11 protein-coding genes are annotated in these 12,129 nt (G+C 68.7%); 8 read left to right on the top strand and 3 right to left on the bottom strand.

Annotation, left to right across the window (positions count from 1 at the left end; all coding sequences use genetic code 11):
* Positions 1 to 51 precede the first annotated feature (51 nt).
* Positions 52 to 423 (bottom strand): VOC family protein, encoded by a 372-nt coding sequence (locus KF780_00165; protein ID MBX3560204.1) that lies wholly within the window; start codon positions 421 to 423, stop codon positions 52 to 54.
* 83 nt (positions 424 to 506) lie between these two features.
* Between KF780_00165 and soxR the strand changes: the two genes are divergently transcribed.
* The 6 genes from soxR (at position 507) to KF780_00135 (ending at position 7,920) form a co-directional block, all read left to right on the top strand.
* Positions 507 to 962, top strand: coding sequence for a redox-sensitive transcriptional activator SoxR (gene soxR / locus KF780_00160; protein MBX3560203.1), 456 nt, complete (start codon positions 507 to 509; stop codon positions 960 to 962).
* Positions 963 to 1,002: 40 nt separating this feature from the next.
* Positions 1,003 to 2,424: a phospholipase gene (locus tag KF780_00155; protein MBX3560202.1), complete on the top strand. Its 1,422-nt coding sequence runs from the start codon at positions 1,003 to 1,005 to the stop codon at positions 2,422 to 2,424.
* 139 nt (positions 2,425 to 2,563) lie between these two features.
* A complete protein-coding gene (locus KF780_00150) occupies positions 2,564 to 3,481 on the top strand; it encodes a glutaminase (protein ID MBX3560201.1) in 918 nt (305 codons plus the stop codon).
* A gap of 99 nt (positions 3,482 to 3,580) precedes the next feature.
* Positions 3,581 to 4,993 carry a cytochrome ubiquinol oxidase subunit I gene (locus tag KF780_00145; protein MBX3560200.1) on the top strand — a complete coding sequence of 471 codons (1,413 nt, stop codon included), beginning with the start codon at positions 3,581 to 3,583 and terminating at the stop codon, positions 4,991 to 4,993.
* A complete protein-coding gene (gene cydB / locus KF780_00140; protein ID MBX3560199.1) occupies positions 4,993 to 5,988 on the top strand; it encodes a cytochrome d ubiquinol oxidase subunit II in 996 nt (331 codons plus the stop codon). The genes KF780_00145 and cydB overlap by 1 nt, the downstream gene beginning before the upstream one ends.
* Before the next feature lie 192 nt (positions 5,989 to 6,180).
* Positions 6,181 to 7,920, top strand: a complete 1,740-nt coding sequence (locus KF780_00135; protein ID MBX3560198.1) for a tetratricopeptide repeat protein — start codon at positions 6,181 to 6,183, stop codon at positions 7,918 to 7,920.
* A gap of 138 nt (positions 7,921 to 8,058) precedes the next feature.
* On the opposite strand, the gene KF780_00130 is transcribed toward KF780_00135, so the two are convergent.
* On the bottom strand, positions 8,059 to 9,873 hold the full coding sequence (locus tag KF780_00130) for a DUF885 family protein (protein ID MBX3560197.1): 1,815 nt from the start codon (positions 9,871 to 9,873) through the stop codon (positions 8,059 to 8,061).
* Between the two features lie 126 nt (positions 9,874 to 9,999).
* Between KF780_00130 and KF780_00125 the strand changes: the two genes are divergently transcribed.
* On the top strand, positions 10,000 to 11,193 hold the full coding sequence (locus KF780_00125; protein MBX3560196.1) for a GNAT family N-acetyltransferase: 1,194 nt from the start codon (positions 10,000 to 10,002) through the stop codon (positions 11,191 to 11,193).
* A gap of 3 nt (positions 11,194 to 11,196) precedes the next feature.
* Here KF780_00125 and KF780_00120 read toward each other — a convergent pair whose 3' ends face one another.
* A complete protein-coding gene (locus KF780_00120; protein MBX3560195.1) occupies positions 11,197 to 11,574 on the bottom strand; it encodes a VOC family protein in 378 nt (125 codons plus the stop codon).
* A 72-nt stretch (positions 11,575 to 11,646) separates the two neighbouring features.
* On the opposite strand from KF780_00120, the gene KF780_00115 reads away from it, so the two are divergent.
* Complete coding sequence (locus tag KF780_00115) at positions 11,647 to 12,072, top strand: MarR family transcriptional regulator (protein MBX3560194.1); 426 nt, start codon at positions 11,647 to 11,649, stop codon at positions 12,070 to 12,072.
* Positions 12,073 to 12,129 lie beyond the last annotated feature (57 nt).

Genomic DNA, 12,129 nt, shown 5'->3' with positions numbered 1-12,129 from the left:
ACCATGAATGAAGATCATTCGTCGAAACCCGAAATGTCGCGGAAATGATGCTCAGGCGTAGCTCACCACCTCGAACTCGATGCCGTTCTCGTCCTCGAAATAAAAGCTCCGGCACGGTCCGTAATCGCGGTGATTGAATGGGGTGCAGCCGGCCGCGACCACCTTCGCCTCGGCCGCGTCCAGATCGTCGACGACCACGCCGATATGGTTGAGCCGGCCGCCGTCCAGCGCCGGCGCACCGCCGGGCGGATAGGCATAGACGGCGAGATAATTGTCGTTGGCGCCGACATGGACGGTGAAGCCGTTCGCCTTGGCCGGCCCTTGCCACCGGATGTGCCAGCCGAACAGGTCGCACAGCATCTGCGCGGTGCGCTTCGGATCGGCGACCGTGACGTTCACATGCTCCAGCGTTCCGATGCTCATTTCGAATCTTCCTTCGCTCAGGTTCAAGGTTGATTCCCTTCCTCTAATTCCTCACCTTAAGTTGAGATCAAGGAGGAATTTCGATGCGCGGTTCGGAGCTGATGGCGATCGGCGATCTCGCCCGGCGAACCGGGCTGTCGGTCTCCGCGATCCGTTTCTACGAAACGCGCGGGCTGGTCTCCGCGCTGCGCAGCGCGGGTGGGCAGCGGCGCTTCCTGCGCTCCGACATCCGGCGCCTCTCCTTCATCCGCATCGCCCAGCAGCTCGGCTTCTCGATCGAGGAGATCGCCGCCCAGCTCGCCGCGTTGCCGCAGGGGCGCACGCCGACCAAAGCGGACTGGACGCGGATCAGCCGCGCCTTCCGCGAGGTGCTGGACGAACGGATGAAGATGATCGAGCGGATGCGCGATCGGCTCGACGGCTGCATCGGCTGCGGCTGCCTCTCGCTGCGCACCTGCGCGCTCTACAATCCGGGCGACCGGCTGCGCGCGCGGGGGCCGGGCGCCCGGCTGCTGCTCGGCGATGTCGCCGAGGGCTGACGCTCTGCTATGATGCGCCGGATTCGGTGAAAGGGCGTGCATGATCCCGGGGGACGGTTGCTGGCGGATCGAGCGGGCGGACAGGGCGCGGCTGATCGTCGATGCGGACGATTATTTCGCCGCCGTGCGCGCCGCGATGATGACGGCGAAGAAGCGGATCATGCTGATCGGCTGGGATTTCGACGCCCGCATCCGGATCGGCGACGGGCGGGACGGCGCGCCGGCGCGGGTCGGCGATTTCATCCTGTGGCTGGTGAAGCGCAATCCCGAGCTGGACGTCTACCTGCTGCGCTGGGATTTCGGCGCGGTGAAGGCGATGTTCCGCGGTGCGACGCCCTTCATCCTGCTGCGCTGGTGGCGGCACGATCGCATCCATGTCCAGCTCGATGCGATGCATCCGCCCGGCGCCTCGCACCATCAGAAGATCGTCGTGATCGACGACGAGATGGCCTTTTGCGGGGGCATCGACATGACGGAGGGGCGCTGGGACACGCGCGCCCACCGCGACAACGATCCGCGCCGGATGGGCCCCAACGGCAAGCCGACCATGCCTTGGCACGACGCGACCATGGCGCTCTCCGGTCCCGTCGCGACGGCGCTCGGCGAGCTGGCGCGCGAGCGGTGGCGCTGCGCGACGGAGCAGGAGCTGGCGCCCGCGCATGGCGAGGGCGATCCCTGGCCGCGCGACCTGGTGCCGGATTTCGAGAATGTCGACGTCGCCATCTCCCGCACCCGGCCGGACCATGCCGAACTCACCCCGGTCCACGAGATCGAATCCCTCTATCTCTCCTTCATCGCCCGGGCGCGGCGCTTCATCTATGCGGAAAACCAGTATTTCGCCTCGCGCCGGATCGGCGAGGCGATCGCGAAACGCATGGCCGAGCCCGATCCGCCGGAGATCGTGCTGGTCGGGCCGGAGCAGGCGGACGGCTGGCTGGAGCAGGTGGCGATGGACAATGCCCGCGCCTTGCTCTGGGAGGCGATCGGCAAATGCGACGCGCGGCAACGCTTCCGCATCTATCATCCGTTCACCGCCGCCGGCGATTCCGTCTACGTCCACGCCAAGATCATGATCGTCGACGACGAGGTGCTGCGCGTCGGCTCGTCCAACTGGAACAACCGCTCGCTGCGGCTCGACACCGAATGCGACGTGACGATCGACGATCCGGCGCTGGGCGAGAAGATCGCCGCGATCCGCTGTGGGCTGATGGCCGAGCATCTCAATTGCCCGGCGGAGCGCGTCGCCAACGTGTTCGCCGAAACCGGCTCGCTGATCGACACGATCGCGCGGCTGCAGGGGCCGGGCCGCTCGCTGCGCGCCTATGAACCGCCCGAGCTCAACGAAGTGGAACAGGCGCTGGCCGAAAATCAGGCGCTCGACCCGGAAAATCCCGACGAATTGTTCGAGCCTTTCTCGAGCGGCAAGCTGCTCCGCCGCTTCCCCGGGCTGCGGCGGCGCTGAGCCCCCGCCACAAATCGTCATTGCGAGGAGCGTAGCGACGCGGCAATCCAGCGGGCTTCGAAGACCGCTCTGGATTGCTTCGCTACACTCGCAATGACGTAATTGGGTGATAGGAAGCGGGGCGATAAGAGGAGGGCATATGGACCGCATTCTCGCCGAGGTGCTGGCGGCGGCCGAGCCGCATCGCGGCAGCGGCAAGGTGGCCGACTATATTCCCGCGCTGGCGGCGGTCGATCCCGGCAGGATGGGCATCGCCTTCGCCGGGCCGGACGGCGCGGTCCACGGCGCGGGCGATTGCGACGAACCTTTCTCGATCCAGTCCATCTCCAAGGTGTTCATGCTGGCGCTCGCGCTGGAGCGGGTCGGCGTGCAGCTGTGGGACCGGGTGGGGCGTGAGCCGTCGGGCGATCCGTTCAACTCGATCGTCCAGCTCGAGCATGAGCGGGGCAAGCCGCGCAATCCGTTGATCAATCCCGGCGCGATCGTCGTCACCGACGCGCTGATCGGCGATCGCCCGGCCGACGCGGCGGTGGACGATCTGGTCGCCTTCCTGCGCGCCCGGGCCGGCGACGATCGCGTGGCGGTGGACGAGGAGGTCGCCGGGTCCGAGGCCGAGACCGGCGCGCGCAACCGCAGCCTCGGCTGGTTCATGAAGAGCTTCGGCCGGCTCGACAATCCGGTCGAGCAGGCGCTCGGCGCCTATTTCCGGCAATGCGCGGTGGCGATGAGCTGCCGCCAGCTCGCCCGCGCCGGCCTGTTCCTCGCCTTCGACGGGCGCGATCCCGAGACGGGCGTGGAGGTCTGCCCGAACCATCGCGCGCGGCGGATCAACAGCGTGATGATGCTGTGCGGCCATTACGACAATTCGGGCGAATTCGCCTTCCGCGTCGGGCTGCCCGGCAAAAGCGGGGTCGGCGGCGGCATCCTCGCCGTGGCGCCTGGCCATGGCAGCCTGGCCGTCTGGTCGCCCGGCCTCAACGCGGCCGGCACCAGCGCGGCGGGCGCGGCGATGCTGGAGGATTTCGTCCAGCGCACCGGCTGGTCGGTGTTCGTCTAGTCGATTGCAGAAATTGCACTTGTCGATACCCGATCCGCATCCGGTCGGGGATGACGATCGCGAAACGATCGGCTAGAGGCCCCGCAAAGGAGCGACAGGGTGGCCGACGCCGAACTCGCATTGCTGCTGGCGCGAATCCAGTTCGCGTTCACGGTCTCGTTCCATTTCATCTTCCCGGCCTTCTCGATCGGGCTCGCCTCCTATCTCGCCGTGCTCGAGGGGCTGTGGCTGAAGACCGGCGACGACAAATATCTCAACCTCTTCAAATATTGGCTGAAGATCTTCGCGCTCGCCTTCGCGATGGGCGTCGTCTCCGGCATCGTCATGTCCTACCAGTTCGGCACCAACTGGTCGGTCTTCTCCGACCGCGCCGGGCCGGTGATCGGGCCGCTCATGGCCTATGAGGTGCTCACCGCCTTCTTCCTGGAGGCGGGGTTCCTGGGCGTCATGCTGTTCGGCATGAACAAGGTGGGCAAGGGGCTCCACTTCACCGCGACGCTCATGGTGGCGATCGGCACGTTCATTTCGGCCTTCTGGATCCTTTCGGTCAATTCGTGGATGCAGACGCCGGTCGGCTGGGCGCTGAACGATGTCGGCCAGTTCGTGCCGGCGGACGGCTGGTGGGCCATCGTCTTCAATCCCAGCTTCCCCTATCGCCTCGTCCACACCGTCATCGCCGCCTATCTGACCACCGCGCTCGTCGTCGGCGGAGTGGGGGCCTGGCACCTGCTGAAGGGGCGCAAGACCGCCGAGACGAAGACGATGTTCTCCATGGCGATGTGGATGCTGGCGATCGTCGCGCCGGTGCAGATCTTCGTCGGCGACCTGCACGGCCTCAACACGCTGGAGCATCAGCCCGTCAAGGTGATGGCGATGGAAGGCCATTATCAAAGCCACCCGGACGGCGCGCCGCTGATCCTGTTCGGCATCCCCGATTCAGAGGCCGAGACGGTGCGCTGGTCGGTGGAAATCCCGAAGCTTTCCTCGCTGATCCTGAAGCACGATCTCAACGCGCCGCTGGACGGGCTGGACACGGTTCCGCCGGAGGACCGGCCGCCGGTCGGCATCGTCTTCTGGTCGTTCCGGATCATGGTCGGCCTCGGCTTCCTGATGTTCGGGCTCGGCCTGTTGAGCCTGCTCGCCCGCGTGCGAGGCAGGCTGCATGACTGGCGCTGGTTGCACCGCTACGCGCTGGTCATGGGCCCGTCCGGCTTCGTCGCGGTGATCGCCGGCTGGGTGACGACGGAGGTCGGCCGCCAGCCCTGGGTGATCTACAATGTGCTGCGCACCGCCGACGCGGTGGCGCCGATCGACGCCCCGGCGGTGGCGACGTCGCTCACCGCCTTCGTCATCGTCTATTTCATCGTGTTCGGCGCCGGCACGCTCTACATCCTCAGGCTGATGAGCCGGACCCCGGCCGAGGGCGAGAGCGCCACGCCCGAGCTGCCGATCCGCACCGCCGGCATCACGCCCGCGCCGGCGGTGGAGCGGCCGGACGAGGGGAGGGAGTGATGGACCTCACCGTCATCTGGGCGATCATCATCGCCTTCGCCGTCGCCATGTACGTGCTGATGGACGGGTTCGATCTCGGCATCGGCATCCTCTTCCCCGGCTTCACGGTCGGCAAGGAACGCGATCAGGCGATGAATGCGATCGCGCCGGTCTGGGACGGCAACGAGACCTGGCTGGTGCTGGGCGGCGGCGGGCTGATGGCGGCCTTTCCGCTCGCCTACGCGATCGTGCTGCCCGCGCTCTACGCGCCGCTGATCGCGATGCTGCTCGGCCTCGTCTTCCGGGGGGTCGCCTTCGAATTCCGCTGGCGCGACCCCGGTCATCGCAAGGCGTGGGACGTCGCCTTCTGTCTCGGCTCGCTCATTGCCACCTTCGCGCAAGGCATCACCTTGGGCGCGCTGCTGCAGGGCATAGCGATCGAGGGGCGGGCCTATGCCGGCGGCTGGTGGGACTGGCTGACCCCGTTCAGCCTGCTGACCGGCGCCAGCCTCGTCGTCGCCTATGCCCTGCTCGGCGCGACCTGGCTGATCTGGAAGACGCAAGGGCGGCTGCACGACGATGCACGGCGCTATGCGACCTGGCTGCTCCCGGCCTTCTTGGCTGTGGTGGGCGCGGTCAGCCTGGCGACGCCCTTCCTGGAGGAGCAATATCATCAGCGCTGGTTCCAGTGGCCGGGCCTGATCGTCACCGGCCTGATGCCCTTCTTCTTCGGCCTCACCGCTCTGGTGGCGTGGGAGGGGATAAGGCGCGGCAAGGACTGGCTGCCCTTCGCCGCGTCGCTCGGCATGTTCGCGCTGACCATGGTCGGCCTCGGCATCTCGATCTGGCCGGACGTGATTCCCGGCCGGGTGACGATCTGGGAGGCCGCCGCGCCTTATGACAGCCAGCTCTTCATGCTGGTCGGCGCCGGCATCCTCGTGCCGGTCATCCTCGGCTACACCGCCTGGGCCTATTGGGTGTTCCGCGGCAAGGTGGACGAGGAAGGCTATCATTGATCCGCGCGCGGCAGCTCGCCTGGTTCGTCGGCCTGTGGCTGGCCGGCGTGGCGTGCGTGGGGACGGTGGCGCTCGTGATCCGTTGGTGGCTTGGCTGAGGTCGCCTTGGCCTAGAGCGCGCAAAGGTTTATTCTTGTTTGAGTCGGTTGCCTGAGGGGAGCGACGATGAACAGGCTGATCCTGCCACCTCTGATGGCCGTCACGGCGGCCGGTCTCGTGGGCGATACGCAGGCGCCCGCGCAAGCCGTTTCGCCCGAGACGGTCGCGATGCTCGATCCCACGCGGCTGGCGGGCGCCATGTGCGGTTCGCGCAATGCCGATGGCGCGCTCCGGGCCCGGCTCCGCCTCGCCGCCGCGTTCGCGCAAGGCGGGGCGAGCGCGCCCGCCTTGGCCACGCCGGTCCCGGACGCGATCCGGCTGGCGGTGACGAGCGCCGATCCGGCGGTTCGGGACCATGTCCGGCGCGGGCTGCTGCTCGCCTACGGCTTCAATCACGAGGCGGCGATCGCCGAGTTTCAGGCGGCGCAGCGGCGCGATCCCGGCTGCGCGCTCTGCTTCTGGGGCGAGGCCTATGCGCTGGGTCCGAACATCAACGCGCCGATGACGCCGGAGGCGCTGCCCCAGGCGCGCGCCGCGCTCGCCCGGGCGATGGCGCTGCGCGAGGGTGCGTCGCCGGCGGAACGGGCGCTGATCGAGGCGCTGTCCGGCCGCTATGCCGGCGACGACCGCGCCGGGCCGGAAGCCGGCTATGCCGACGCGATGCTCGCCGCCGCCCGGCGCTTCGCCGGCGACGACGATATCGCGGTGATCGCGGCCGAAGCGGCGATGAACACGCGCCCCTGGGATTATTGGGAGGCGGACGGGCGCACGCCGCAGCCCCGGATCGGCGAGGCGATCGGCCTGATCGAGACCGTGCTGGCGCGCAGCCCCGGCCATCCGCAGGCGCAGCATCTCCACATCCACCTGCTGGAGGCGAGCGCCGATCCGGCCCGCGCTCAGGCCGCGGCCGATCGGCTGGCCGCCGCCGATCTCCGCAGCGCCGGCCATCTCGTCCACATGCCGGCGCATATCTATTTCCGGCTGGGCCGCTTCGCCGATTCGATCCGCGCCAATGTGACCGCGGCGCGCGCCGACGAGGCCTATCTGGCGACGGCCGGGCCGAACCCGGCCTATCGGTTCGGCTATTATCCGCACAATGTCCACTTCATCCTCGCCTCGGCGCAGATGGCGGGCGACATGGCGACCGCGATCGGCGAGACGCGCCGGCTCGCCGCCATTCTCAATCCCGAAGTCTCCGCCCAGATCGGCTGGCTCCAGCCGGTCCAGGCCGCGCCCTATATGGCCTATGCCCAGTTCGGCGCGCCGGAGCGCATCCTGACCCTGCCGGAGGCGGACGCGCGCCTGCCCTATGTCGTCGCGATCCGCCATTATGCGCGCGCCGTGGCCCGCGCGGCGCAGCGGGATCGCGCGGAGTTCGACCGCGAACTGGCCGCCCTGCGCGCGATCCGCGAGGGCGCGGACATACAGGCGCTGGTCGATCAGGACGTGCCGGCCCGCGATCTGCTGACCATCGCCGAGCAGGTGGCGCGCGGCCGCTGGGAGCTGGCCGCCGGCCGCTTCGATGCGGCGGCGCAGGCTTTCGCGGCGGCCGCGGAAGTCGAGGCGGAGATTCCCTATATGGAGCCGCCTTTCTGGTATTATCCGGTCCAGCAGTCGCTCGGCGCCGCCTTGTTCCGGGCCGGCCGGCCGGACGAGGCGCGCGCCGCGTTCCGCGCCGCTCTGGTGCGCGCGCCGAACAATGGCTGGGCGCTTTACGGCCTCGCCGAAACCGAACGCGCGCTCGGGCATCGCGCCGAAGCGGCGGCGGCGCAGGCGGCGCTCGAGCGCGCCTGGCTGGGCGACCGGCGCTGGCTCAGGATGGACCGGCTTTAGAACAGGTGGAGTAAACACCCCCTCCGTTCGCCCTGAGCCTGTCGAAGGGCTGTCTTTTCTTAAGGCAGAAGAGAAGGGCAGGACTTCGACAAGCTCAGCCCGAACGGAATGTGGTTCAACCTGCTCCGGTCGCCCGCCTCACGCCCCCGCCCAGTCCCGCACGCGGCGCTCCAGCACGCTGAGCGGCATCGCGCCGCCCAGCAGGACCGTGTCGTGGAACGCCTTGATGTCGAAGGCCGCGCCCTGGCGGCGCTCGATCTCGTCGCGCAGATTGCCGATCACGGTCTGGCCGATCTTGTAGGCGCAGGCCTGGCCCGGCCAGACCGCATAACGCTCGATCTCGCGAATCGCGGAGCCTTCGGGCCGCGCGCTGTTCTCCACCATATATTGGATCGCCTGCTCGCGGCTCCAGCGATGATGGTGCAGGCCGGAATCGACGACCAGCCGGACGGCGCGGAACAGATAGGCCTGGAGATAGCCGATCTTGCCGAACGGATTGTCCGCATAGACGCCCAGCTCGTCCGCCACCCGCTCCGAATAGAGCGCCCAGCCCTCGCTGAACGCGGAGAAGCCCGTCGTGCGGCGGTAGAGCGGCAGTTCGCCCGCCTCGCGTGCCAGGCTGATCTGGAAATGATGGCCGGGCGAGGCTTCGTGATAGGTGAGTGTCGGCAGCGAATGACGCGGCCAGTCCGCCGTGTTGCCGAGATTGATGTAATAGGCGCCGGGGCGCGAGCCGTCGAGGCTGGCCGCCTGGTAATAGCCGCCCGGCGCACCCGCCTCGATCGCCGGCGGCACCCGGCGGATTTCGACCGGAGCGGTGGGGATGCGGTTGAACACGCGCGGCAGCAGCGGCTGCAATTCGGCCATGAGCCGGTTAAGCCAGCCGAGCAGCTCGGCGCGACCCTCGTCCGTGTTCGGGAAGCTGCGCGCCGGATCGCGGTTCATCGCGTTGATCCGGTCGCCGACGCTGCCCTGCGTCATGCCCTGCGCGCGCAGCAGCACGTCGATCCGGCTTTGCAGGTCCGCGACCTGCTCCAGGCCGACACGATGGATTTCCGCGCCGGACATGGTCGTCGTGGTGTTGGCGCGGATGCCCCAATCGTAATAGGCCTCGCCGTCCGGCAGGCGCCAGCAGCCGGCATCGTGCACCGCCTGCGGACGGATTTCGCGTAGCGCCGCGAGCTGGCGGTCGAGCCCGGCGGCGATCCGGCCGGAGACGATGGCCGAGGCGCGCGCCGTGTAATCGCCCAGTCCAGCCTCACTGGCCCGGCGGGTCAGCGCGCGGACTAGGCCGCTTTCCGCGATCGGCGTGGCGCGCAGCGCCTCGAGGTTGGCGATCGCCTTGTCCATCACGAAATCGGGCGGGACGACGCCGACCGACGCGTCGTGACGGATGCGCTCCGCCTCCTGCTCAAGATTGCGGCCGAAGGCGTCGAGGCGCGAGAGATAGGCCTCGGCATCCTCCGCCGTGCGCACCGGATGCTGGGTGTTGAGGAAATCCGGCATCGAATAATAAGCGCCGCCAAGCTGGCTGACGACATAGGGCGCGGGCCGTCCGCCGGCGCCGCCATAATTGAACCCGGCGCCCTGCGCCGAGACCGACCAGCGGAAGGCAGCGATGTCGTAATTGAGCTGCCCGTCGCTCGACAGGCCGTCGCGGCCGAATTCCGTGAGCTGGCGATCGCGCGCCACCGCGCGGACCCGGTCACGCCGCACCTCCTCGAGCGAGCTTTCCGAAAGCTGGCCGCGCAGCGCCGCGCGCGCGCCCGTGTCGAGGCCGAGATTGGTGGCGAAGGTCGGCGCTTCGTCGAGATCATGCTCGAACCAGCCTTCCAGCAGATTGTGCAATTCGCCATCGCGCGCATTCGCCGTTCCCTGTGCGCGGGCCGAGCCGGTCAGCGTCAGCAGGCCCATGGCGGTGGAGCTGGCGAGGAATGTGCGGCGATCGAGCATGGTGGCAACCTCCCTGATTTGATTTGGGAAAGCTGCGTAACGACCGGCTCCGACGGACGCAACCGCACGTCCCTAACCCGATGGTAGCTTTTCGCCGATAGGGGGGCGGCGAAGGGGAGGTACGGTTTGAAGGGCGTGGCCGCGCAGGCGATCGAAACGGATTCGGCAATTTCCGCCACGGCGGAGCCGATGGCGCATGTCCTGCCGGGCTATCCGGACGCGATCGACGCCGTGGCCGCGATGGCAGCGCCCGCCCGTCGCTTCCTGCGCCGCGCCTGGTTCGCCGGCTCGGGCGATGCGGGGGCGGTCACTCTGGTCGGCCGGCGCGCGGACGGCACCGCCTTCGCGGCGATCCCGACTCTGCCGGTCGGCCCCGCGGTCGCGGCGGCACGGACGGTGCCGGGCGCCTATTGGCCCTATCGCTTCTTCCCCGTCACGGAGGATGCAGAGGAGGGGGAGCTGGCCGATCTGCTGTCCTGCGATGCCGCGCGCGCCGTGCTGGGGCGGGTCTGGCGCCTCGGGCCGGTCTATCGGGCCGATCCGGCGACGAAATTACTGGTCAGGGCCGCGCGCAAGGCCGGGTGGACGGTGCTGAAGCGCAGCCTGGGCACCACCTTCGTGCAGGATATCGGCGCCGCGAGCGCCGCCGGCCAATGGCCGCGCAAGTCGAAGCTGCGCAGGGTGCGCGCGGCACGGCACAAGCTTGACGCGCAGGGCGGGTATGGCTTGCGCTTCGTGCGCGGGGCGGCGTGGAGCGATGCGCTGCTGGGAGAGCTTGGCGACATCGAAGCGCGCAGCTGGGTGGGCAAATCCACCGACGGCAGCGGCGCCAAGTTCCTGACCGAGGACCAGCGCGCTTATTGGCGTCGCGCGCTCGCCGATCCGGTGCTGGCCGATATGTTCTCGGCGGTGGTGCTCGATGTCGCGGGCAAGCCGGTCGCCTTCACCTTCGATCTCACCGTCGGTGCCCTGCAATATGGCATCGCCAGTTCCTATGACGCGGATTGGTCGGCCTTCGCGCCCGGCCATATCGTCACCCACCACCACCTGGTCGAAAGCCTGGCGCGCGGCGTGACGCAGGTGGACTGGGGCGCGGGCGACGGCGGTTACAAGCGCGAGATCGGCGCCGAGGCGGGCTCCGAGATCGTCGATTGCCTGTTCGTGCGCGGCCGCGCGCTCGCCGCGATCCTGCGCACCAAATGGAAGCTGCCGCCCGGCGACGGCGATCCGGCCGTGCCCGTCGAAGGGCTGGGCCGCACCGAACAGGCGCTGATCGCCAGCCTCGGCATGGCCGCCGCCGCCGCCGCCTTCATCGAATAGGGCTCAAGCCACCGGTTGCTCGCTCATCAGGCCGATCAGATTGCCTTCGCTGTCGCGGGCGATGGCGAGCCAGATGTCCCGGTCCGCGACCCGCGCGATGAAATGCGCCTCCTGCTCGATCGCCGCGCCCGCCGCCGCCAGCTCGGCCTCCGCCGCCTGGGCGTCCGTCACCGCATAATAGAGGATCGAGGCGCTCGCCGTCTCCGGCCCTTCCGGCGGGCTCAGCATCAGCCGCGTCTCGCCGCACCGGAAGAAGCTCAGCGACGGCGGTGCGTCGAACAGATGCGCGAGGCCGAGCGTGTCGCGGTAGAAGGCGCGGGCGCGCTCCAGGTCGCGGACGGGAATCGCGACCTGCGCGACATGCGATGGATTGAGCGGCATGGCGTCCCGACTCCCTTCATGCTAACAATTCGATTCGAACAATTATTAGCATAGCTAAGTATGAGCGTAAACATGGTCGAGGACGAAATTCGCGACATTGCCGGGCGGCTCCATTCGGCGTCGATCCGGCTGCTGCGCACTTTGCGGCGCGAGGATGACGGCAGCGGCCTCACCGCGCCGCGTTTGTCGGCCCTGTCGGTGATCGTGTTCGCCGGCCCGCTCTCGCTCGCCGCCTTGGCCGAGGCCGAGCAGGTCCGCCCGCCGACGATGAGCCGGATCGTCGATGCGCTGGTGAAGGCCGGCCTGGTCACACGCGATCCCGACCCCGACGACCGTCGCGGCGTCCGCATCGCCGCGACCGAGCCGGGCCGCCGCCTGCTCGACCAAGGCCGCGCCCGCCGGGTGGGAGCGCTCGTCGAGCGGCTGCGCGATCTCACCGACTATGAACGCCGCGCGCTCGCCCGGGGCGCGGAGCTGCTGGAGCGGATCACGCGCTAAGACGCCTTGTTGCGGCGCAGCGAAGCCGCTATGTGCGCGCCACATTTCCTCCCGCGA

The sequence above is a fragment of the Sphingomonas sp. genome, from assembly GCA_019635535.1.
In the GTDB taxonomy this organism is placed as follows: Bacteria; Pseudomonadota; Alphaproteobacteria; order Sphingomonadales; family Sphingomonadaceae; genus Allosphingosinicella.
This window is presented reverse-complemented; position numbering and strand designations above follow the sequence as displayed.